This window comes from Lacihabitans soyangensis (genome assembly GCF_024343775.1).
GTDB lineage: Bacteria > Bacteroidota > Bacteroidia > Cytophagales > Spirosomataceae > Leadbetterella > Leadbetterella soyangensis.
This window is the reverse complement of sequence record NZ_RJUF01000011.1, coordinates 16,195-39,540: the sequence shown is the minus strand read 5'-3', so window position 1 is coordinate 39,540 and position 23,346 is coordinate 16,195. Positions and strand designations below refer to the sequence as shown.

16 protein-coding genes are annotated in these 23,346 nt (G+C 38.3%); 12 read left to right on the top strand and 4 right to left on the bottom strand.

Annotated features, from left to right (window positions below):
• Nucleotides 1-90: 90 nt before the first annotated feature.
• Together EGI31_RS06130 and EGI31_RS06125 are read right to left on the bottom strand one after the other, a co-directional pair.
• On the bottom strand, nucleotides 91-1,407 hold the full coding sequence (locus tag EGI31_RS06130) for a TldD/PmbA family protein (protein WP_255036305.1): 1,317 nt from the start codon (nucleotides 1,405-1,407) through the stop codon (nucleotides 91-93).
• 68 nt (nucleotides 1,408-1,475) lie between these two features.
• Nucleotides 1,476-3,119: a TldD/PmbA family protein gene (locus tag EGI31_RS06125; protein ID WP_255036304.1), complete on the bottom strand. Its 1,644-nt coding sequence runs from the start codon at nucleotides 3,117-3,119 to the stop codon at nucleotides 1,476-1,478.
• 637 nt (nucleotides 3,120-3,756) lie between these two features.
• On the opposite strand from EGI31_RS06125, the gene EGI31_RS06120 reads away from it, so the two are divergent.
• From EGI31_RS06120 to EGI31_RS06110, 3 genes are all read left to right on the top strand, one after another.
• Nucleotides 3,757-5,160: a hypothetical protein gene (locus tag EGI31_RS06120; protein WP_255036303.1), complete on the top strand. Its 1,404-nt coding sequence runs from the start codon at nucleotides 3,757-3,759 to the stop codon at nucleotides 5,158-5,160.
• A gap of 22 nt (nucleotides 5,161-5,182) precedes the next feature.
• Nucleotides 5,183-9,199 (top strand): NPCBM/NEW2 domain-containing protein, encoded by a 4,017-nt coding sequence (locus EGI31_RS06115; RefSeq protein ID WP_255036302.1) that lies wholly within the window; start codon nucleotides 5,183-5,185, stop codon nucleotides 9,197-9,199.
• 112 nt (nucleotides 9,200-9,311) lie between these two features.
• Nucleotides 9,312-9,701 carry an iron chaperone gene (locus EGI31_RS06110; RefSeq protein ID WP_255036301.1) on the top strand — a complete coding sequence of 130 codons (390 nt, stop codon included), beginning with the start codon at nucleotides 9,312-9,314 and terminating at the stop codon, nucleotides 9,699-9,701.
• On the opposite strand, the gene EGI31_RS06105 is transcribed toward EGI31_RS06110, so the two are convergent.
• Nucleotides 9,702-10,154: a thioredoxin family protein gene (locus EGI31_RS06105; RefSeq protein ID WP_255036300.1), complete on the bottom strand. Its 453-nt coding sequence runs from the start codon at nucleotides 10,152-10,154 to the stop codon at nucleotides 9,702-9,704. It abuts the gene before it with no gap.
• Between the two features lie 170 nt (nucleotides 10,155-10,324).
• Between EGI31_RS06105 and EGI31_RS06100 the strand changes: the two genes are divergently transcribed.
• The 6 genes from EGI31_RS06100 to EGI31_RS06075 all read left to right on the top strand — a co-directional run bounded on the left by EGI31_RS06100 (nucleotide 10,325) and on the right by EGI31_RS06075 (nucleotide 17,325).
• The gene (locus tag EGI31_RS06100; protein WP_255036299.1) at nucleotides 10,325-11,713 is read left to right on the top strand and encodes a glycoside hydrolase family 88 protein; all 1,389 of its coding nucleotides are present in this window, start codon (nucleotides 10,325-10,327) and stop codon (nucleotides 11,711-11,713) included.
• Nucleotides 11,714-12,007: 294 nt separating this feature from the next.
• Nucleotides 12,008-13,459, top strand: a complete 1,452-nt coding sequence (locus EGI31_RS06095; protein ID WP_255036298.1) for an oxidoreductase — start codon at nucleotides 12,008-12,010, stop codon at nucleotides 13,457-13,459.
• A 255-nt stretch (nucleotides 13,460-13,714) separates the two neighbouring features.
• Nucleotides 13,715-14,485, top strand: a complete 771-nt coding sequence (locus EGI31_RS06090; protein ID WP_255036297.1) for a 3-ketoacyl-ACP reductase — start codon at nucleotides 13,715-13,717, stop codon at nucleotides 14,483-14,485.
• A 188-nt stretch (nucleotides 14,486-14,673) separates the two neighbouring features.
• Nucleotides 14,674-15,972, top strand: coding sequence for a Gfo/Idh/MocA family protein (locus EGI31_RS06085; RefSeq protein WP_255036296.1), 1,299 nt, complete (start codon nucleotides 14,674-14,676; stop codon nucleotides 15,970-15,972).
• Between the two features lie 3 nt (nucleotides 15,973-15,975).
• Nucleotides 15,976-16,287, top strand: a complete 312-nt coding sequence (locus tag EGI31_RS06080; protein WP_255036295.1) for a hypothetical protein — start codon at nucleotides 15,976-15,978, stop codon at nucleotides 16,285-16,287.
• A gap of 78 nt (nucleotides 16,288-16,365) precedes the next feature.
• The gene (locus EGI31_RS06075) at nucleotides 16,366-17,325 is read left to right on the top strand and encodes an aldo/keto reductase (protein WP_255036294.1); all 960 of its coding nucleotides are present in this window, start codon (nucleotides 16,366-16,368) and stop codon (nucleotides 17,323-17,325) included.
• Here the strand turns inward: EGI31_RS06075 and EGI31_RS06070 are convergent.
• Nucleotides 17,322-18,161 (bottom strand): SGNH/GDSL hydrolase family protein, encoded by an 840-nt coding sequence (locus EGI31_RS06070; protein ID WP_255036293.1) that lies wholly within the window; start codon nucleotides 18,159-18,161, stop codon nucleotides 17,322-17,324. The genes EGI31_RS06075 and EGI31_RS06070 overlap by 4 nt on opposite strands.
• 200 nt (nucleotides 18,162-18,361) lie before the next feature.
• Here EGI31_RS06070 and rluF point away from each other — a divergent pair, with 200 nt between their 5' ends.
• The 3 genes from rluF to EGI31_RS06055 all read left to right on the top strand — a co-directional run bounded on the left by rluF (nucleotide 18,362) and on the right by EGI31_RS06055 (nucleotide 23,293).
• Complete coding sequence (rluF, locus tag EGI31_RS06065) at nucleotides 18,362-19,123, top strand: 23S rRNA pseudouridine(2604) synthase RluF (protein ID WP_255036292.1); 762 nt, start codon at nucleotides 18,362-18,364, stop codon at nucleotides 19,121-19,123.
• A 476-nt stretch (nucleotides 19,124-19,599) separates the two neighbouring features.
• Nucleotides 19,600-21,735: a DNA helicase RecQ gene (recQ, locus tag EGI31_RS06060; protein WP_255036291.1), complete on the top strand. Its 2,136-nt coding sequence runs from the start codon at nucleotides 19,600-19,602 to the stop codon at nucleotides 21,733-21,735.
• Between the two features lie 157 nt (nucleotides 21,736-21,892).
• Nucleotides 21,893-23,293, top strand: a complete 1,401-nt coding sequence (locus tag EGI31_RS06055) for an AAA family ATPase (RefSeq protein ID WP_255036290.1) — start codon at nucleotides 21,893-21,895, stop codon at nucleotides 23,291-23,293.
• The last annotated feature ends 53 nt before the right edge of the window (nucleotides 23,294-23,346 follow it).

Here is a 23,346-nt window from a genome sequence, read left to right as displayed (position 1 = left end):
TACTTCAAAAGTGCCAATTTAATGAAGGCTTTAAATAAAAAATGAGGTGCAGTATAACCTTGCACCCCATTTTTCTAGAAAATATTATTATTAAACTGCATCACTTAAACTTGAGAAGGTGAAGTCTCTTATTTTGAGTGGCGGTACCAAATTTCCCGTAATTCTTACTGGTTTACCCATTTCTTCCAAATTATTGAGCATAATAACTGGACTTTCGTTGAACCTGAAGTTTTTCACTGGGAATTTTATCTTTCCGTTTTCGATATAGAAAGTTCCGTCTCTGGTAAGTCCTGTGTAGAGCAAAGTTTGCGGGTCAACTGCTCTGATGTACCATAGTCTGGTTACTAAAATTCCTTTATCGGTGCTCTTGATCAAATCGGCTAGAGACTTGTCACCTCCAGCCATGATGAAGGCATTGGGTGGAGGTGTCGCTTTAACTCCTTTTTTATCTGCCCAAAAACGTGAGTAAGTCATGTTTTTTACCACACCGTTTTCAATCCAAGATATTTTTTCCATCGGACGACCGTCTCCTGCGAAAGGAGATCCAGGTATTTCCGCATTCATTGGATCGGAATAAATGTTTACTCTTTCGTCGAAAAGCTTTTCGCCAAGTTTGGTTTCTCCTCCTTTTTTACTCAAAAAACTACGGCCTTCATCGGCATTGCGGGCGTCCATGCTTCGCATCATGTTTTGTAGCAAATCTACCGCAGCAGCTGGTTCAAGAATTACTGTGTATTTTCCTGGTTCCAATGCTTGTGCAGAAGCGGAAGCTTTGGCTTTTTGCATAGCTATTTCCGTTACTTTTTTGGTATTCAACAGAGCCACATCGTTGAAGTCTTGGATACCATAGCCCGAACCCAAACCATCATCAGTTCTAACGGTTATGGTGAAGTCTACCTGTGTGGCTTTGTTATAAGCAAAGAGGCCTTTCGAGTTACCCATTGCAGAAAATCCAGCGGTGTCTTCCATGTAACCGGCAGCTGTAAGTTTTCCTTCTCTGCAAGGTAGAATGCTATCCAAAGCCGCTTTTGCTCTTAGATTTGGATCAATTTTGGCCGTATTTTCCGAAAATGTATTTGTATTCAGATAAGTTTGAGGTCCGAGAATAGGCATGTACTCTGAGTTTTCAGGGGCAAGTCTTGCTATTTCCTCTGCTCTTCTTACTGTTTTTTCTAGGGATGCATCATCAAACTCATTGATGGTTGCAGTACCTGATTTTTTACCGAAAACAGCAGTGACTGCTAAGGATTGATTTTCAGACTCTCCACTGGTAGAGACAGTATTTCTAGCATATCGAATATTGCCCGTGCGACCACCGTTTAGGTTGACGCTCATTTCGTCCGCTTTGGAGTAAGCCAACACCTTATCGATGATTTTTTTGGCTTCTTCTTTAGTTAATATTTTCATTTTTTTAAATCTGTTTTTTGAAAAAGACTTTGATTTCAGGTCCGACTAGCGTCTGACCGCATACCAAATTAAATCTTTCTGCCCGTGTTAATTACATTTACGCCATTGAAACGAGTGGTAGAACTACCATGCGACACCGCCGAAACCTGCGAAGGCTGGCCTTTGCCATCAAAAAACGACCCGAAAGTACGATAATCGTCTTTATCACATACCTGAACGCACGAATTCCAAAACTCTTGTGTATTTGATTGATACGCCACGTCATCGAGCATTCCTACTACCTCTCCGTTTTTGATTTCGTAGAAAAGTTGACCACCAAACTGGAAGTTATAGCGTTGCTGGTCAATAGAATACGAGCCTCGGCCTACTATATAAATACCTTTTTCTACACCCTTGATCATATCCAAAACACTCAATTTCTCTTTTCCAGGCAGCAAAGAAACATTTGGCATACGTTGGAACTGTACCGAATCCCAATTGTCGGCATAGCAACAGCCGTGTGATTCTTTTTCGCCCAAAATATTCACTTGGTCTCTAATAGCTTGATAGTTAACCAAAACTCCGTCTTTTATCAAATTCCATTGTTTCGACGGAACACCTTCGTCGTCATATCCTACAGTTCCAAGGGCATGCGGTTGTGTTTTGTCAGCCACTATGGTTACGTTTTTGCTTCCGTAATTGAAGTTTCCAGCTTTCCATTTGTCTAATGTGGCAAAGCTTGTTCCGGCATAATTGGCCTCGTAGCCCAATACACGGTCAAGTTCAAGCGGATGCCCGACAGATTCGTGGATAGTAAGACCCAAGTGATTTGGGTCAAGAACCAAGTCGTATTTTCCTGCTGGCACAGACTTGGCCGTCATTTTTTCTTTGGCTTGTTTGGCGGCCATAATGGCGTCTTCCACCATGTCGTAAGAATTTCTGTAGCCTACCAAACCATTAGGACCTGCAATTTTTTCAGAGGCCAGGCCATCTAGATATTCATAACCCATACCCATTGGAGAGCTGATGGCGTCACGTGTTTTAAACTTTCCTGCTGCTTTGTCTACGGCAGTTACCGTAAATGTTGGCCATATTCTGTGAATGTCTTGGTCAATATATGAACCATCTGACGAAGCGAAATACTTTTGTTCGTTAACAAAAAACAAGTTAGATGTCACGAAGCCAGCCCCGTTTTTCATGGCTTCGCCATTTACCTTCATCAATAAATCTATCTTTTCTTGAACAGGAATCTCAAAAGCATTTTTTACAATTGGTGTTTTCCATGTAACCTCGCCTACACCTTTTTGGGGAGCAAGTATCACGGGTTCTGTCTGTATTTTGGCATTGGCTTTGGCTATGGCCACGGCAGTCTCCGCACATTTGGCTATGCCTTCTTTGCTCACATCACTGGTAGCCGAAAAACCCCAAGTTCCATTGGCTATCACTCTTATGCCCACACCGTAAGACTCTGCGTTTACAATGTTTTGCACCTTGGTTTCGCGGGTAAACAAAAACTGTTGCAAATAACGGCCAATACGCACATCCGTGTAAGTAGCACCTTTGCTTCGGGCGGCGTTGAGGGCAATGTCCGACATTATTTTTTTTTGAGCAGCATCTGCGGGAGTTTCGAGTAGATGCTCTGGCGTGGTGGCGTTTCCGATAATCGGAATACCCGCACCTACCAAGGCACCCATACCGAGCCCAGAGAGCTGCATAAATTTCCTTCTATCCATTTTGAGGGTTTCGTTTGGTGATAAAAATGAGAAGTAAATGTATTTATTTTTTAAACAAAAAAACAAAATCACTCATAAATTCTGATTTTTTGGGTATCAGTTGGCATAATTGGTAGATGAATATTTTTATGGAAAATAAATTCAAAAATGAGGCATCGAAAAGCCCATGAAGTGCGTCTATATAAGTGGAATTTAATTGGGATGGTGTGAAATTTTTCACCCTGAAAAAATTAAATAACTGGGATTAGTGTAGGAATCGCGACTCATATTTTTTGGGTCGCTATTTTTTTTATTGAACGGTCTTATTCTTGAAAAGAAGTGAATTATTACGAATAGAGAAGTATTACCTATAAAAAATTGATATAGGTCAATTTTGGTAAGTTTGGGGCGATTTTGGTTTTTTAAAATAATTTATCAAACATTAGGATAGGAGTTTTTTTTTTTTTCAATTTGCCTCATCAATTGAAAAAAATACCTTAGGGAACCTTATTTTTACGTTATAATATCAATACCGTAAAATTACCGTTGCGTAAATCACAGACACAGTTTTTAGATGAGAGACACACAATATTCTCCTTTGAAAGCTCCGCTTTGACATTATGTGACCATTAGAAACATTTTAAATATCTTAAAACTAATGAGAACAAAAATTATGATTACTACATTATTGGCAGCTAGCCTAATGCTCAGCTGCAACCCAAAAGAGATTTTGGAGCCTTCTATTGATTATCCTGCATTTGTGGTTATAGATGGGGATACAGTGAAAACGAGGGATGATAAAGAAAAAGTACTTAAACGTAAATTGAATGCTCCAATAGTTGAAGGAGAGACTACTATTTTGCCAAATGGAAAAAAGCTCACTAAGCAAAATTTAATTAAAAGAAATGAAGAAATTCTTAAGGCTGGTATTGAAGATCCCGATTTGAATTCTAAACCTTTGAGAGTGGTTGCTAGTGGTTCAGGAGGAGGATATACTAATTATAATAACGAATCTATTGAGTTTAGTTTACCTAACTTAATAGCTAATCAAATGGGTGTAGAATTTAATAACCCTTACTTCGATATTAATGATTACAATGGTGCTTGGACATATTCAGAATCAAAAGATAATTTTACTGGTGGTCCAGTCCCTAAATTCAAAACTGCTAAAAACAATTTAGGAGTTCAATCTATAGACAAAGACGGTGAGCCAATATTGACAAAGATAAAGAAAAATATTAGGGTCGATAATTTTGTGGACCCTACAGGTTATGGTAATGGCTATAATCAAGGTGGAGATTTACCAATGTCAGTTCATTTCAAAAGATTTGAAACTAATTTGAAGTATGAACAACGGGTACTCCAAGAAAAATTCGATTTTTTGATTGATATTTCTTATAATGACGATAGAATAATAGAAAAAGGATTTGATGGATATACACCAAGGAAAGTTGAATTTGTCATGCCTGGAGGAATTCCCAATCAATTGCCTAACGAAAAATTGGATTTTTTTAGTGATGTTGCGAAACGAAAAAACATTAAAGGTATAATTATCAGTGGGTCAGTAACAAGCCCAAGCCCTTATACAAATATTGTTTCAGTGGACATGGTTAGAAAAGAATTAAATAAATATCAAAAAGGATATTTGCTGGATCAGAGTGCTAAACGCATTTTGCCTAATTCTAAAATTGACTCATTGTTAGGAACGAAGGTTAATATGAATATAAAGCCATTCATTAAAAACGATGAAAAAATCACCAATTATCTCAATTGGGAAATAACCCAGAATATGAAAGTTTATGACAAACCCATCAAATCCAAATTAGCCACTCAAATGTTGTGGCCGGAATTGGATTTAAACTACATTTATGTACAAATTTATTTGGGAAAATACATCTCCCATGATGGAGTAAAAATAGACTATAAAGATTTATTCGAAAATGTATTAGGAGGCAATTCAAAATTAAGAAATATTATTATCGCAAATGAGGCTCTTCTGGCAATAAATGCTCATTACGGGACTACATTTCCTTTATATAATACTAGAGAATTCTTAAAATAATCACCTTAAATTTTTAATTATCATGAGATTAATGTACTTAATCGTGGCATTGCTATGCTTTGAAATAGCAAATGCCCAAACTTATTGGGGTGAGATTACTTATCCAATATATGGTTCTGTCATGCAAGGTACCTCAACTTCAAATTCTGTAGACGTTTGCTTTCAAGTTCGTAATCAAAGCAGTGTGGATTGGAGAATTACGCTAATTGCTTTTGATTTTGTAAGTGCTAATAACTACAGTTTAAGTTACCCTTCCAGTTACTACAACAAAGCTTTGACAGACCCATCTCTTCAATTTGCCATTTCTAATGTTTCAGGAAATACTAGTTATTCAATGGTAAAAGGTAAATTAAATGGATTAGCTAAGAAACAATATTTGTTATATTTACATGTCGGCAATTTTTCATTGTTCTCACTAAATTTTACCGACAGGATTGCTTTCGGAGTAGGAGATGTATATTTTATTGCTGGGCAGTCTAATGCATCAGGTTACAATATTTCAGCAAAGTCTGTATGGAATGATCCAAATAATATTACCAATCGCAGAGGCTTACACGATTTTTCAAGTTCGGATGATTCCACTGTTCCAATTAAATTAGCTGGAACTAATACTGGTTTATTGTTTACAAGATCATTAAACTTTAATGGTAGATTTGATTTTTGGGCAAGCATTTATGATGGTGGGGCAGTAGGTGAGCCTGACTCTCCAGAAAGACTTAACCATACCAATATTGGTAAAAAATACAATGAACTAAGTCCAGAGAATGGAAACTGGTTTGGTCTTCCTTATGGTGGTAAATATGAACAATTAAGGCATGGTACTGACAAATTGAATGACCCCGTTCATATTTTCCCTAACGGTCAAGCCTCATGGTATTGGTCGAGTTTAGGGCAAAAAATTGGTAGTGAGAAAGGTGTTCCTACTCTATTTTTTAATGTTGCAATGCCCGGAACTTCTTTAATAAAAGATTGGACTTTCTCGAGTTACAATTCAACTTATCCTGCTTTACAAGATAAATTTTTGAAGACTCTTGCTCTATATGGTTCTGCACACGGAGTAAAAGCAATTTTATGGCATCAAGGAGAAGATGACGCTGCAAGAGGATCAACCGCTTATGGTTCTATTGACAATGTTAATATAGGGGATTATTCATCTCGTTTGACTGGATTAATAAATAATTCAAGAAATTATATTGGCGATGCAAGTGGAAACATGGCTTGGTATGTTTCAAAAGTATCGATGTTTACTTCATCAAGCTCATTGACCAATGCTGGGGGTGCTACTGGATTAAGTGTAGCCACTAATCTAAACCCTGCAGGATCAAGTGGAGTGTCTAAATATTACACTCATTCAGGTGTTACAAATCAACAAAATTCTGTTTTAAATTCTTCTAATAAAGTTTTTGAAGGAGTAGTAATTGCTGATGCAATCGTGAGTAATAGTAGAGATGATAAATATAAACTTCACTTCTCTGGAAACAAGCAATATAATTCTGAAAATACATTGGATGCAATGGGTAGTAAGTGGTATGAGTCAATCTATGGTTCAGGTAATTCTGTTTACAATAGTTATACTGGTATCGCCCCATCTAACCTAGTTAATTTAGAATCAGTTCAGCAAAGTGGAAATAGTATTACATTAACCTACGAAAATGTTTCAGGGGCTGAATACTATTTTGTTACGGGTCAAAATGGTGTATACAACGGCACAATTCCAGGTCTTTCGGGTAATTACAAGTCCTTTTTTAATCAAACTACCAACAATTCAAATAGATCATATACATTCTTGGTTTCAAACTTGAATGGTGGAGAATTCCTATCGTGCTATTTGAAAATTGGGAATAAATTGGTACCAGGTCAACCGTATAAAGTAGTCCCTATTGGACAAGCACCCAGTAATAAATTGTTGAATGTATCAAATTCAATAATGAATTTAAATTCACAATCTCAACAGATTTCAAATAATGTTTATGCTGAAAATGTAACCTGGCAAATTAATTCAAAACCTAATTGGGTTTCAAATATAAGTACAGTTTCAAGTTATGATGAAAGTAATCTAGTTATCAATTTTGATTCAAATCTTGGTTCGAATAGGACAGGGGAGATAATTATTCAAGAAGTTGGTGGTAGTATGATGAAAACGATTTCAGTAAACCAATCAGGCTCCACCTCCATCACCACCTCCCTCACCACGCTAAACCCAACGAACTCCTCATCAGAGTGGCAGGGATATGGCACAGCTCGTTTTAACGGCACGTCTATAGATGGCAATGTAATAAACATTGGTGGTACACAATATACTCAGGGTATCGGTACACATGCCAATAGCCGAATTGTTTACAATCTAAACAATGCCTACAGTACTTTCTCTTGCAAATTTGGAATGGATCAGGAGTCAAACTGTTGCGATGGTGCTACTTTTACCATCAAGGCAGACGGACAAACGATTTATGGGCCGGTGACCAAATTTTGGGGGCAGGCTGCTACGGTAGTTAATGGTCTATCTGTAGCTGGCAAGTCTACCTTGGAGCTCATAACCGACCAAATCTCAAATAACTATGCCGACCATACCGACTGGGCGGATGTATATCTGCAAAGCGGTGGCGGAGGCTGTGGTACACCACCCATAGCTCCAACATCTGTTTCAGCTAGTCCTTCTTCAATAAGTAGTGGCGGTAGTAGTACCTTGTCGGCTTCATGTGCTTACGGTACAGTAACTTGGAGTACCGGAGCTACTGGCAACAGTATCAGTGTTTCACCTAGCGTTACTACCAATTACACGGTTAAGTGTGTCTCAGCAGGTTGCCCAGATAGTCCTGTGGTGGGTGTAACAGTCAATGTTTCCAATAGCCCTTGTTCGTCAGTTACCGATAATTTAGTGATGGGAGCGTGGACAGTTACGAATCATCCCTTGGTCGCCAGATATTTTCACAGTCAATATTGGCTTACGCAAAGAATCGGCACCAATCCAGAGAAGTTTTTGGTGAGAGGCTCTAATATGCTTACTAGAGGAGATGTAACACTAAATAATGGCTCTTATTCGGGCTTAACTACGTGTTTCGGTTGGCAGAATAGCAACTATGGCGGCTTGGCTGTTCCAAATTCTACCCAGTTTCCTACTCCGTCGGGTTTTACCTTGGCTTATGAGCAAGATGGTACGCCATTTTACACTGCCAATGGTAGCTGTGGCCTTACTGCTCCAACCAATGTATCTGCAAGTCCAGCCAGTATAAGTTCTGGTCAAAGTTCTACACTATCAGCCACTTGTGCCACTGGTACAAGGCTATGGAGTACAGGAGCTACATCGGCTACCATAGTGGTAAGTCCTACCAGCACGACTACCTACACCGTTAAGTGTACCCAATCGGGCTGTCCTGATAGTCCAACTACAAGTGTAACGGTACAAGTAGGTCCATGTGCGTCATTGAGTCATAATTTAGTAATGGGTACATGGAACGTTACTGGGCATCAATTGGTAGCCAAATATTATCACAATCAGTGGTGGCTAGTACAAAGAATTGCCACAAACCCAGAGAAATTCTTAGTACGTGGTTCTGAAATGCTAACTAGAGGTGACGTAACACTTACGAATGGTTCTTACAGTAGTTTGGTTGGTTGTTTTCAATGGGCATATAGTGCGTATGGTGGTCTTGGAACGCCAAACAGCACGCAGTTTCCAACGCCAAGTGGCTGGCAATATGGCACAGAACCTGACGGCACACCTTTTTACACCTCAACAGGCGGGGCAAGGTTAGCCTCAGACCAAGATTTTGTAAAAGAAAGTGTTCCGTCGTTCATTTCGATATATCCAAATCCTAACCAAGGGACATTCAGCATAAAAGTGTACTTAGAAACGGCAAGTTCATTGGATATAGATTTGATAAACTCTACGGGCAAAATTTACCAAAGCATAAAAGCAGAAGGTAAAGAAGGTCAAAACGAGATACCTTTTACAACGCAAAATATAAGCAGCGGCAACTATCTTATTAGAGTAAAAACAAAAGATAAGGTAGAATCTACGGTGGTGGTGATAAGGTAAGTATTAGTTTTTAAGGAAATTATAAAATGCGATTCGAGTTTTCGAGTCGCATTTTTTGTGAATTTTATTCTATTTTTGAAGTCAAATCGAAAATATTAATTTTCTCTCACCCATGAGAATGAACATCACCATCAGCTCCTTTGCTGAATACCTCCAAAACATTCCTGAAGAATCAAAACCAAAGCTTTTGGAAATGATGGCTATCATAAAAGAGGCGGTACCTCTGGCTCAGGTGGCCATAAGTTACGGTATACCGACTTATAAATATTTGGGAACTTTAGTAGCAGTTGGGGTAGCAAAAAAGCATGTGGCTTTTTACACGATGAGTAGTGCTACTTTAAGTCATTTCGAAGTCCAACTACAAGGAATGGACTATTCTTCGGGTACCATCCGCTTTAAATTTGATGCGGTTTTACCCAAAAGTTTGATCCAAGAAATTGTCAAAATCAGAATGGAGGATAATGAATTTCTTGACAGTGAACGCAAAAGGCGGAAGAAATGATTATTGTTTATTCGCTAAAATTTCCTTACCGAGGTTTATCAAATCAGGAGCAGTACGAAATCCAGGTGACTTGGTGATCAGTTCTCCTTCGGGCGTTACAAACATTAAGGTAGGATAAGCCTCAATTCCAAATTTCTGAGCTAAAGTAGCTCCTTCTTCTTGCTCGCCGTCAAGAGCCATATTTACGAAATTCTTATTAAAAAACTTCCCAGCTGATTTATCTGCAAAGGTGTATTTTTTGAGTTGTTTGCAGGGTCCACACCATGTGGCATAGATGTCTAAAAATACAAATTTATTCTCTTTTTTCGCCAAATCTAAAGCTTGTTGCCAGTTGCCTTTTTGGAAATGAATTCCATCAACGGTATCTTCTTTAAAGTCAACTTTTGGGTTATTTCTAAAATATAAAAAGGCAATGATGCCTAAAAACAGAATTGCAATCAAGATGTTTTTCATACTATTTTTCCTTTTTTTGGTAGATTGATTATTAGAAGAACAAAATTTAAAATGAAATTAATTCAATAATCCCACAAGATTTCTAAATTTACCAATCAAGAATTTAGAAATAATTTCAACCCTAAATAATTATCCTTTTCACCAAGCTTGTTGGAAATGATTTTTTACCAATGATAAATATAAATAAATCGCTCAAAGTACAGGATTTAAAGCCCAAATTAGAAAAGTTTTGGAAACTTTCAGGCGAAAAAATACTCGCTATTCAAGCAGAATATGACGAAAATGACGGATCGCCAGTTTTTACCAGAAACGGTAAATACACCACCAGGGGTTGGACGGAGTGGACGCAAGGTTTTCAGTACGGCTCGGCCATTTTGCAATATGATGCTACTGGAGAGGTCGATTTTCTTGAAATAGGAAGAAAGAAAACTTTAGAAAAAATGGCTCCGCACATCAGCCATATTGGTGTGCATGACCATGGATTCAACAATGTGAGCACGTATGGTAATTTGCTCCGATTGATGCGAGAAGGCAAAATTTCTCAAAATGATTGGGAGCAAAATTTCTATGAATTGGCCTTGAAGATTTCGGGAGCAGTGCAGGCCAGCAGATGGACAGACATCAAAAACGAAGGTGGATTTATTCATTCGTTCAATGGGGCCCATTCCTTGTTTGTAGACACCATTCGTTCGTGTCGAGCTTTGATCATTAGTCACCAACTGGGCCATGTTTTTCAGGGTGAAGGTGATGCCAAAATAAGTCTTTTAGAACGAGCCATTAAGCACATTGAGGCTACGGCCAACTTCTCGGTTTTCTATGGAGAAGGCAGAGATATCTACGATGTTTGGGGCAGGACGGCACACGAGTCGGTTTTTAATGTGAAGGACGGGAATTTTCGTTGCCCAAATTCACAACAAGGCTACACCGGATTTAGCACTTGGACGCGTGGACTTGCTTGGGCCATGTGTGGCTTTGCCGAGCAATTAGAATGTCTTGAAATCTTGGACGGTATGGAATTGGAAGCTGTGGGCGGACGGTCTTATGTTAAGAATTTTATGCTAAAAGCAGCCAAAGCCACTTGTGATTTTTATATAGAAAACACGCCAATTTGTGGAATACCTTATTGGGATACAGGTGCACCGAATTTGCATAAAATGGGCGATTATCTTAGTCAAAAAGCTAATCCTTTTAACGACAATGAGCCTGTGGATAGCTCAGCCGCAGCTATAGCGGCTCAAGGTTTGTTACGTTTGGGTAAATATTTGAATGAAAATGGCGATACCGAAGATGGCAACAGATATTGGCAAACAGGATTGACTGTAATGAATTCGCTATTAGAAGAACCCTATCTGAGTACCGATAAAAACCATCAAGGTTTGCTTTTGCACACCATTTATCACCAACCTAATGGTTGGGATTTTGTACCAGAAGGAAGCAAAATTCCTTACGGAGAATCGTGTATGTGGGGCGATTATCATTTCAGAGAGGCCGCACTTTATTTGCAAAAACATTTAAATAATGAGCCTTATTATACCTTTTTTAACTGTTTGCCTAAATGATTAATTCTTAAGCATAGTTTTAATTTTTGTTACTTAAGAGAATTTTTGGAACGGAGAATTAAATACTAAATGGTTCCTTTAATTTCTGAACAGTCCGTTCTGGAAATTTGATTTAACCTAAATCAAATTACTTTTTACAATGTTTTCAATCAAATTTTCAGAGAGGATCATTGTTCAGAAGATGTTTTTTTGGATACTTTTTTTCGAAAAAAAGTATCGCCCGCCCGGCAGGGCACACGAAGTATATTATTTTAGCAAAGTGAATTTAAGAATACAATTGTTCAATCCTTAATAATGACCGGAAAATTTAAACCCAAATACAGTCGTGTAGCACAATTAAAAACGGCTGCAGATTTTGCCAAATACTTGGAAGACAATCAAGTAGATCTAAAATTTGATGAAGAATTGCTTCCAAAAGAGACTTCGCCATTTAACAAGGCCATTCATCTAAAGTCAGGAAAAAACATCGGAAATAGCCTTTCAATTTTACCAATGGAAGGTTGGGATGGTACGGCGGATGGTAAACCGACCCATTTTACAAAGAAACGTTGGGAGAATTTCGCCATTTCGGGAGCTAAATTACTATGGGGATGTGAGGCTGTGGCGGTTACGCATGAAGGCAGAGCCAATCCACGACAATTGACTATCAATGAGGCGAATATTGGCGATTTGCAGGAAATGCTACAGATGGTTTTAGATAAACATGCGGAGAAATTCGGAACCGCGGATGATCTATTGGTTGGTTTACAATTGACGCATTCAGGTCGTTTTTGTAAACCCAATGACAATACCAAGTTTGAGTCAAAAATAGCTTACAATCACCCAAAATTAGATGCCAAATTTCATGTGACTGATGATAACCTTCCTATGACTGACGAAGAGGTGGATGCCTTGGTGGAGGATTTTGTAAAAGCTGCTGTTTTGGCTCAAAAAGCCGGCTATCATTTTGTGGATATCAAGCATTGTCACGGATATTTAGGTCATGAATTTTTGAGTGCGGTAGATCGCAAAGGAAAATATGGTGGGAGTTTTGAAAACCGGACTAATTTTCTGAAAAATATTGTAGCTGGAATCCGAAAAGAAGCTCCTGGATTAGAAATAGGCGTTAGATTAAGTGCCATTGATTTTGCCCCATTTAAAAAAGGTCCGGATGGAACGGGCACACCTGATTTGAAAGAAAACGAAAGGTATAAATATGCTTTTGGTTGCGATGAAAGTGGTTTAGAAATTGATTTGGACGAACCTAAAAAGTTTCTACGGCTTTTAGAAGAGCTTGATATTCAATTGGTTTGTATTACGCTTTCAAGTCCATATTACAATCCACACGTTACCCGTCCGGCCCTTTTTCCTCCTTCGGATGGTTATCAGCCACCTGAGGAGCCGCTGATTGGCGTTGCAAGAATGATCAACGTGGTAGCGGATTTGAAAAAGGAATTTCCAAATTTGGTGATTGTGGGTTCAGGTTATTCTTATCTACAAGAATGGCTTCCCAACGTGGCCCAAAATGTTCTGAGAAACAAAATGGTGGATTCGGTAGGTTTCGGCAGGATGGTGCTTTCATATCCAACTATGCCTGATGATATGCTCAATAATCGCCCAACGGAAAGAAAACTTTTGTGTAGAACATTCTCCGACTGCACCACCGCACCAAGAAATGGTTTAGTGTCGGGTTGTTATCCTTTGGATCCTTTGTACAAAACACTCCCAGAGGCGGTAACTTTGAAAGAAATTAAGGAGAAGTTGTGATTGTTTGTTTTTCTCGTAATTATAAAATGAAAACAAATGGTTCCTAATTCTAACAGAAAAGTCCGTTCCAAAAATTTGGTTATGAGTTATTTTTAAATCTGGTTTCAAGGTCGAAAACCAAATTTTTGGAGAGGATCATTTTTCTGTTGCTGTTTTTTTGTTTCTTTTTTTCGAAAAAAAGAAAGCCTGCCTGGCAAGGCACGAAAGAGAATTATTTAGTATTCTTGAAATTTCGACTGAAAATTTATCAAACAGATGAAAAAAATAGCCCTAATAACCGGAGGTTCACGAGGAATAGGCTTCGGCATAGCCCAAAAGATGGCAGAAGCGGGATTTGATTTGGCTATCAACGGCATGCGGGCCGAATCTGATGTAGTTGAAGTAATTGAAAATCTCAAAAAGTTAGGTGTCGATGTCATTTATTGCCAAGGAGATATCTCGAAAAAAGAAGACAGAGACAGTATTTTGGAAAAAATAAAAAAGCATTTCGGGAAACTCAATGTGCTGATAAACAATGCTGGCGTAGCACCAAAAGAAAGAAAAGATATCCTAGATGCTTCAGAGGAAAGTTTCGATTATTTGATTTCAACCAATCTGAAAGGGCCTTATTTTCTTACCCAGTCTGTAGCCAACTGGATGGTGGATTTGAAAACGCAAGATTCTAATTTTGAAGGAACTATCATAAATGTTTCGTCCATTTCAGCTAATGTGGCGTCTGTAAATAGGGGAGAATATTGTATCTCGAAAGCTGGTGTAAGTATGGCAACGCAACTTTTTGCAGTTCGCTTGGCAGAATTTGATATACCAGTTTTTGAGGTTCGTCCAGGAATTATTAAAACAGATATGACCGAGAAAGTAAGTCAAAAATATGACGATTTGATAGAAAATGGATTATGTTTGACCAAACGTTGGGGATTGCCCGAAGATGTTGGTAAAACTGTTACGGCTATAGCTCAAGGAAATTTTTTGTATTCTACCGGTCAGGTTTTTGTAGTTGATGGAGGATTGACGGTGGCGAGGTTGTAAGTTACGTAACACGATTTTTCAAATCGTGGTTTTTGATTGTCAGCGATTTGAAAAATCGCATTACGTTTCTGCATATCCCGATTTTCCAAGGTGTGTTTTTTACTTGTTAGCGATTTGAAAAATCGCACTACGTGTTTGATTTACAAAATATTAAATGTAAATTTAACCTAACAAATATTCAACCATTCATGAAAAAATTTACCAGAAGAGACCTTCTTAAAACTGCTTTGCCAGCGAGTGTGGCAGCTTACGCTATTCCAACTTTTATACCTCAAACGGCATTTGGTGCCAACGACCGCTTGCGGGTAGCGGTAATTGGAATAAACGGCCGTGGAAAGGATCACATCAAAGGTTTTATGAATTTGGACAATGTTCAAGTCTCCACCCTTTGTGACGTGGACAGTGTGGTTTTAGGTGCTGGAGCTACAGATTTTGAGAAAAAATACAGCAAATCTGTTAAGCAGGAAAAAGACCTCAGAAAAGTTTATGAGGATAAAGATATTGATGCGGTAAGTATTGCCACACCCAACCACTGGCACGCTTTGGCGGCTATTTGGGCTTGTCAGGCGGGTAAAGATGTGTATGTCGAAAAGCCAGCTTGTCACAATGTTTTTGAAGGAAGAAAATTGGTGGAGGCTGCTACCAAATATAATAAAATTGTACAGCACGGCGTACAGTTGAGAAGTTCTTTGGCAATTCAAGAAGCCATTAAACACCTTAGAGATGGTTTGATTGGCAAAGTTTATATGGCCAAAGGAATCGTTTACAAATGGCGACCAGATATTGGAAATTTAGGTAATTCGGCTGTACCAGAAGGATTGGACTGGAACTTGTGGCAAGGCCCAGCACAGGAAAAACCTTTCAGCAAAAACTATGTGCATTATAACTGGCACTGGTTTTGGGACTATGGCAATGGCGATATTGGCAATCAAGGTATTCACGAAACAGACCTCGCCATGTGGGGATTAGAAGTAGGATTACCTGATACCATCACTTCATCCGGCGGTAAATATCTGTGGAACGATTGCAAGGAAACTCCCGAATATCTGACTTCGTCTTACCAATATACCAAAGAAAATAAAATCTTGCAGTTTGAGGTGCGTCCATGGATGACCAACAAAGAAGATGGCGTAGAAATCGGCAATATTTTTTATGGCGACAAAGGTTATATGGTCATTAACGGCTATAACGATTATAAAACTTTCTTAGGAAAAGAACGTGCTCCAGGCCCAGCTCGGAAAGAAGGAGGCGATCATTACAAGAATTTCGTGGATGCAGTCAGAGCTCAGGATAAAAAAATATTGAATGGGCCAGTTGAAACGGCACATTTGGCAGCTAGTTTGGCACATTTGGGGAATATTTCATATAAACTTGGTCGCACGTTGAAGTTTGACCCAATAGCAGAAAAGTTTCTTGGCGACAAAAAAGCCAACGAAATGTTGACACGCAAATACAGAGCTCCGTTTATAGTTCCAGAAAAAGTTTAACAAGTGGCAAAAAGAATTCTTGGTATTATTTCTTTAACTTTTCTGCTGAGTTGTGACTGCATGGTTACCGCCACTGGTGTTGTATTAGACGACCAAACAAAGAAACCTTTGGATAGTGTTTTGATTAATAATCTAGCGAACCCGGGTTTTGAAGAAAAAACCAAGTCTGATGGGGCTTTTAGTTTGGTGGAGGTAGGAAGAGCCAATGGAAAATGTCCGGAGTTTAATCTTGAATTTTCGAAGGAAGGATATGTGACAGACACTATTTTTGTTGAAAGTTCTGCACCTTTGACAGTATATTTGAAAAAGAAATAATAAAATTTCCGTTTAAGGGTTAGTTTTTGAGAAGAATGAATATTTCTTAGCGGCCTAGCGACCTTACGGTGAAAAACAATGAAATATATAAAATACAGTAACGGCGACCTAATGCCAAGTTTAGGATTAGGAACCTGGAAGTCAGCACCTGGTGAAGTTTACAAGGCTGTTAGAGAGGCTATTGCGATTGGTTACAGGCATTTTGACTGTGCACATTTGTACAATAATGAACCCGAAATCGGCCAAGCTTTTGCTGATGCCATGACAGCTGGAGAAGTAAAAAGAGAAGAGCTTTGGATAACCTCAAAACTTTGGAACAACCGCCACAGAAAAGAACAAGTGCAACCCGCTCTCGAATTAACCTTAAAAAATCTTCGCTTAGATTACCTTGACTTATATTTGATTCATTGGCCTATCGCCCTGAGAGAAGATGTTACTTTTCCTACCAAAGCAGATGAGATGCTTAGCCTAAATGTGACACCACTTACCGAAACTTGGGAAGGAATGATAGCCGTGCAAGAAATGGACATGGCTTTACATATCGGCACGAGTAATTTTAGTATAAAGAAAATCAAAGAACTCACCGAAGTGACAGGTGTAAAACCAGAAAACAATCAGGTAGAAATGCACCCATTTTTACAGCAAAATGCTCTCAAAAGCTTTTGTGATGCGGAAGGGATTTCGCTGACTGGCTATGCTCCATTGGGTTCGGCAGACAGACCCGCCAACAGAATTATGGAAGGTGAACCCAAACTTTTTGATAATAAAGTTATTAAAGATTTGGCTGAAAGTAAGGGCTGTTCGGTAGCACAACTGATGCTTGCGTGGGCAGTAAGCCGTGGCACTTGTACCATACCGAAGTCCGTAAATCCAGCTCGATTAAAAGAGAATTTGGAAGCTGCAGATATCGAACTTTCAGAAGCTGATTTGGCTCAAATGGCTGCCGTAAACATGAATTATCGTTACATAAAAGGTGATTTTTGGTGTTTGCCAGGTTCAGATTATACGCTTGAAAACCTTTGGGATGAGGGAGTCTAGAGTTTGGTTTCAGATACGAATTTTTTAATTTTTGCCGCAGTTTTGATATCTAAATCGCCAAGGAATTCTAATTCTTTGGCTTTTTTGTTGGCAAAAAGTTCATAGAATACGCAAGCATTGAGAAATGCTCCTGCTTTTGTTGGGTGTGCTTCTTCATCGGTAAGTTTTATCTCAGGATATTTTAGTTTAAAAAGATAAAATAGCTCTCCATTTTGACTTAAAATCATTTGATTAGATTCTGCGATTTTTTTGCAAGATTCGGCAATTAATGCTATTTCTTGAGCTTCGGATTCAATTTTGGGTGAGCAGAATTCCTCAAATGGTGCGGAGTAATCTGAAGTATTTTTAGCACGACAATAAGTTTGAGGATAATATACCGAAGGTGTCCATGTTTCAAATAAGATAAATTTAGTCCCTTTTTTGGGGAAAATATGAACTATCTCTTTAATTGCTGGCTCTAAACTTTTTTCTACATATTCTGGAATTAGATAACTGACAGAACCCTGCTGTAAAATTATATAATTCCAATTGGATTGATTTATTATTTGTTTCGTCAAAAATATATTGCCATTCTCTCTGTCTATTCCATTTACTTCACCGTAGCTCTGCATCCAGGTCAAATGAGTTTGTAACGATACTCCTGGAAATGTGGATTGCTCGACTTTTACTTTTTCTTCGCCTTCGTTTAACATTTTTTGAAGAAGCTGTGGCATGGCATTATAATAAGTAAGACTATTTCCCACAAAAAGTACCTTAATGCTATCATTAACAAATTGTTCCTTAGCAAAAACAGATAGTTGGGAGAAGAGAGTAAATATTAAAAGTGTGATTTTCATTTGGGTAGTTAGGTTTCTTATTTTCAATTAATGATATACTCCCATATTTTATTGCCTATAGTGGTTTTTTCTTATAAAGTATTTGCCAAAATCAAATGGTATCGTCTCCTTCTAAGTTTCGAAACTTTCTTTTTTAATTACAAAACCTTTGTGGAACTTTGTGGCATCTTTGTGTCCCTTTGTGATACAGCAAGAAACGTATGCCAGATCAGAATCAAAACATAGACGAACCCAAGGGCACAAGAATCAATAAATACTTGAGCGAAGTAGGTTTTTGTTCGAGAAGAGCTGCCGATACACTGATTGAAGAACGTCGGGTAACCATTAACGGAAAGGTACCCGAAATGGGAACCAGAATCCAGGAAGGCGACGAAATACGAGTGGACGGAAAGTTGATTTCAGAACCCAAAGAACAGCACGTTTATTTAGCTTTTAATAAGCCTATAGGGATAGTTTGTACCACAGATGTCAAAGCCGAAAAAGACAATATCATAGATTTTATCAATCATCCAAAACGCATCTTTCCAATCGGAAGGCTCGATAAACCTTCAGAAGGATTGATATTACTCACCAGCGATGGTGATATTGTGAACAAAATTCTTAGAGCCAGAAACAACCACGAAAAGGAATATGTCGTAACAGTGAATAAGCCTATCAGCCGAGATTTTGTCTTTAAGATGAGTAAAGGCGTACCCATTCTCGACACGGTCACGAGACCCTGCAAAGTAGAAAAAGTTGATTTATACACCTTCAAAATTATCCTTACACAAGGCCTGAATCGCCAAATCAGACGAATGTGTGAATATTTAGGTTATTCTGTGACCAAACTCAAAAGGATAAGAATCATGCACATACCTTTGGACTTACCAATCGGAAAATGGAGAAACCTTACCGCCAAAGAACTGGAAATCATCAACTCCGCCACAGTTGATTCCTCAAAGGTGTATGAGGATTTTGAGTAAGCATTATTGAAATATCATAGTGCAATTTGTTGAAGTTTAAGAGTGCCTCGAAAAAGTCCGACCTTTCTGAGGTCGTATTCTTGATAATTGGCTTCCAAATTTAATATAGTCTGACCTCTCTGAGGTCATGAACTTTGAGATATATCTAGTCGCATTTTAAAACGATTAATAAAGAGTCAAATTTGAAATGACCGCAGAGCGGTCAAATTATATTAAGTCTGGTCAATCAAACCAAAATAAGCGACCTCAGAGAGGTCGAAGACTTTTCGTTATTTTTAAGATTTCATCGAAATCAATCAAAATTATTTAGATTATTCTGTAATACTATTTTTTTCTTTGAAACTCGCACGTTGTTTTGAAATGATTCATTCATGTTTTTGCTCAAAATTTTAGCAATAAAAATTCAAATTTTTTAGAAACCTTAGAAAGCCTTTATTTTGCAGCATTCAAAACCTTTATTTTCAGGAATTTAAGAAATGACCAAAACCACCGCTCTCAAGAAGTACTTCGGATACGATTCGTTTAGGCCCCTTCAAGCCGAAATCATTGACCATGTTTTAGACAAGAAAGATGCTCTGGTTTTGATGCCGACGGGTGGAGGAAAATCTATTTGCTTTCAAGTGCCTGCTATGGTTTTAGATGGTCTTACGGTGGTTATTTCGCCATTGATTGCCTTGATGAAAGACCAAGTGGAGGCCCTAAGAAGCAATGGAATAAAAGCCTCTTTTCTGAATTCGAGCATATCAAACGATGAGCAAGATGCCGTTTTTTGGGCAGCCAAATTGGGAGAATTAAAACTGCTTTACATTGCACCGGAGAAATTGTTTTCGGGCAATATGGTTGAGAATTTCAAGAACCTAAATATTTCACTTTTTGCGATAGACGAATCGCATTGTATTTCTTCTTGGGGACATGATTTCAGGCCGGAGTATCGTCAGCTTTCAATTTTAAAAGAAGAATTTCCTGAAATCCCAGTAATAGCACTCACCGCCACGGCCGACAAAGTCACTCGTAGAGACATTTGTAAGCAATTGCAAATTCCTGAGGAACATACCTTTATCAGTAGTTTTGACAGGCCAAATATCAGCTTAGAAGTATTGCCGGGACGGAAAAGGCTTCAACAAATTCAGTCATTCCTCAATAAAGTTCCAAATCAGTCGGGCATCATTTATTGTCTAAGTCGGAAATCGACAGAAGCGGTGGCGGAAAGCCTCAACAATTTGGGTTTCAAGGCAGAAGCTTATCATGCTGGAATTCCGGCCGATAAAAGATCCAAAATTCAGGAGAATTTTATCAAAGACGAAACGCCTATCATTGTGGCCACGATAGCCTTTGGAATGGGCATCGACAAGTCAAATGTACGTTGGGTCATACATTATAACATGCCCAGCAATGTGGAGAGTTTTTATCAGGAAATTGGCCGTGCTGGTCGAGATGGCACTCCTGCTCAAACTGTACTTTTCTATAGTTTTGCAGATATCGTCACACGAACTGACATGATAAAAAGCTCAGAACTTCCTGAGAAACAGAAAGAACTGATGCTGGCGAAGTTGGATAGAATGAAGCAATATGCCGAAGCCAATATTTGCCGCAGGCGGATTTTAATCAGTTATTTCAACGAGGACATTGGCAAGGACTGCGGCAATTGTGATGTTTGTAAAAATCCACGAAAGAAATTTGACGCTACGGTTTTGGCACAAAAAGCTCTTTCAGCCATTTTCAGGACCAATCAGAAAATAGCTCTAACCATGTTGATGGATATTCTGAGAGGCAGCCGAAACCAAAGTGTGATACGTCATGGCTATGACCAATTGCCAACCTTTGGAGTTGGAAAAGACCTCAAAGCCGAAATTTGGGTGGATTATATTTTGCAACTGTTAAACTACGGGGCCTTTGATATTGCTTACGACGAAGGGCATACTTTTAAATTGAATGAAGTCAGTTCCCAAATTTTGAAAGGTCAAAGAATGGTAGAAATATCAGAATATATATCGCCGTCAGAAAGACAAGCCGCTGAAGCCGAACAGCTTAAGTTTTCGCCAAGTAAGACTGAGCAAATAAAAGGAGAATTATTTGAAAAACTCAGAACACTCCGCAAGCAAATAGCTGACGCCATAGGCTCACCGGCATATATTGTTTTTTCGGACGCTACTTTGGTTGATATGGCCGCCAAGAAACCCATCACAAAAGCACAATTTCTGGAGGTTTCGGGTGTGGGCCAAGAGAAATTCAAACGGTTTGGCGATGCGTTTTTGAAGGAGATTTTTGAGTTTGTAAATCAAAATAAGGAGTCGGCTTCTCGAATGGGAAAAGGTTTAACCCAAGCCGTGTCGTACCAATTATATCAGGACGGATATTCGGTGGAGGAAATCGCCCAGCAACGCTCAATTGCTCAGTCAACAGTCATTTCTCACCTCATAAAAATGAAGGAAGATGGTCATGAAATCGACTTATCGGTTCTGATAGATCCTTGGGATTTGAACGCCATCAAAGACGCCGTAGAAGAGATTGGCTTCAAAAAAGGCGATGGCATAAAAACAGTCTTTGAGCACTTTGAAGGTAATGTGGGTTATGAAAAAATAAGGCTAGCTTTGTGGCTTTTAAATTTATAGTTGAAAATATTTAAAATACTTATTTACAGGCACTTGTGATTTCTATAATTCGCCAAGTTTTATAAAAATGCATACAATATGGCGAATTATAATTTTTATATCTCGCCAAGTTGTGTATATTTGCATATGATTTGGCGAATTATAAATGTTTTTCAATATGAAAGTTGCAGGTAGAATTGACGAAATTCAGATTTTAAATTCTCTTTTGGAATCTGAAAATTCTGAATTTTTAGCGGTTTATGGAAGAAGAAGAATTGGCAAAACGTATCTCATTCGGCAGGTATATGAAAAGCATATAATTTTTGATTCAAGTGGCTTACATGAGAAAAACATTGACCAGCAACTCGAAAATTTTTGGTTGGACATTTCTCGTGCTACTAAATCAAATACTTTGCAGCCACAAACATGGCTCCAAGCATTTTCGCTATTAAAAGCATACATCGATACTTTGAAGTCAAAACAAAAGAAAGTAATCTTTTTAGATGAGATTTCATGGTTTGAAACCCCACGTTCAGGCTTTTTGGCTGCTTTAGACAATTTCTGGAACATGTATTGTTCTAAAAGGACAGACATAGTTTTGGTGATTTGTGGTTCTGCAGCCTCTTGGATTATCAACAAAGTGATAAATAATAGGGGAGGACTTCACAATAGAATCACCAAACAGATATTGTTAAGGCCTTTTGATTTGAAAGAAACCAAGGCTTTTCTAGAGATGAATCATGTTAAGCTCGTTCTTAAAGACATTATTCAACTTTATATGTGCGTAGGCGGCGTTCCTTTTTATTTAAAAGACATTGTACCTGGTAAAAGCGTCGGACAGATTTTAGATACATTGTTTTTTAATAAAAATGCTACTCTGAAAAATGAATTTGAAAATCTTTATGCCTCTTTGTTTAAAAATAGCCATTTGCATGAACTGGTTGTAAAAGCACTGGCTTCAAAAAGCAAAGGACTAACAAGAAATGAGATTTTGGAAGCGACTAAAATGAGTAGCGGAGGCGGTTTTACCAATATTTTAAACGAACTTACTGCATGTGGGTTTGTAACCCAAGTTTTTCCTATAAACAAAAAGAAGGAAGAGAGCCTGTATCGTTTGGTGGATGAATTTACACTGTTTTACTTTAAGTTTTTTGGGAATTCTGATTATACAGGGAGCAATTTTACCAATAAACCAAGTTTCAAGTCATGGTCGGGTTATGCATTCGAAAATTTATGCTTGAAACACGTATTTCAAATAAAAAAAACACTTGGTATCCAGGGCATCATCAGTAGGGATTATTCTTGGATTTCACCTGATAGTACGGCTCAAGTAGATATGGTGATTGACCGTGACGACAATGTGATAAACCTTCTGGAGGCCAAGTATTACCAGACAGAATATGAAATGACACAACAGTATGCAGAGCAATTGGAGCGACGGAAGCATATTTTTATAAATGCCACCAAAACTAAGAAAAACGTGTTCACGACCATGATTAGTATTCACGGTGTAAAAGCCAATGCATATTATTTAAGTACTGTTAGTAATCAGATTACTGCAGTTGATTTATTTGTATAGTTTTTTTTGTATAAAATTTTGATTAATAATACATTAGAAATTTTATAATTCGC

Excerpts from the sequence above, each read along its gene's own strand:
- EGI31_RS06130 (WP_255036305.1), bottom strand. The coding sequence starts at position 1,407 with ATGAAAATATTAACTAAAGAAGAAGCCAAAAAAATCATCGATAAGGTG.
- EGI31_RS06125 (WP_255036304.1), bottom strand. The coding sequence starts at position 3,119 with ATGGATAGAAGGAAATTTATGCAGCTCTCTGGGCTCGGTATGGGTGCC.
- EGI31_RS06120 (WP_255036303.1), top strand. The coding sequence starts at position 3,757 with ATGAGAACAAAAATTATGATTACTACATTATTGGCAGCTAGCCTAATG.
- EGI31_RS06115 (WP_255036302.1), top strand. The coding sequence starts at position 5,183 with ATGAGATTAATGTACTTAATCGTGGCATTGCTATGCTTTGAAATAGCA.
- EGI31_RS06110 (WP_255036301.1), top strand. The coding sequence starts at position 9,312 with ATGAGAATGAACATCACCATCAGCTCCTTTGCTGAATACCTCCAAAAC.
- EGI31_RS06105 (WP_255036300.1), bottom strand. The coding sequence starts at position 10,154 with ATGAAAAACATCTTGATTGCAATTCTGTTTTTAGGCATCATTGCCTTT.
- EGI31_RS06100 (WP_255036299.1), top strand. The coding sequence starts at position 10,325 with ATGATAAATATAAATAAATCGCTCAAAGTACAGGATTTAAAGCCCAAA.
- EGI31_RS06095 (WP_255036298.1), top strand. The coding sequence starts at position 12,008 with ATGACCGGAAAATTTAAACCCAAATACAGTCGTGTAGCACAATTAAAA.
- EGI31_RS06090 (WP_255036297.1), top strand. The coding sequence starts at position 13,715 with ATGAAAAAAATAGCCCTAATAACCGGAGGTTCACGAGGAATAGGCTTC.
- EGI31_RS06085 (WP_255036296.1), top strand. The coding sequence starts at position 14,674 with ATGAAAAAATTTACCAGAAGAGACCTTCTTAAAACTGCTTTGCCAGCG.
- EGI31_RS06075 (WP_255036294.1), top strand. The coding sequence starts at position 16,366 with ATGAAATATATAAAATACAGTAACGGCGACCTAATGCCAAGTTTAGGA.
- EGI31_RS06070 (WP_255036293.1), bottom strand. The coding sequence starts at position 18,161 with ATGAAAATCACACTTTTAATATTTACTCTCTTCTCCCAACTATCTGTT.
- rluF (WP_255036292.1), top strand. The coding sequence starts at position 18,362 with ATGCCAGATCAGAATCAAAACATAGACGAACCCAAGGGCACAAGAATC.
- recQ (WP_255036291.1), top strand. The coding sequence starts at position 19,600 with ATGACCAAAACCACCGCTCTCAAGAAGTACTTCGGATACGATTCGTTT.
- EGI31_RS06055 (WP_255036290.1), top strand. The coding sequence starts at position 21,893 with ATGAAAGTTGCAGGTAGAATTGACGAAATTCAGATTTTAAATTCTCTT.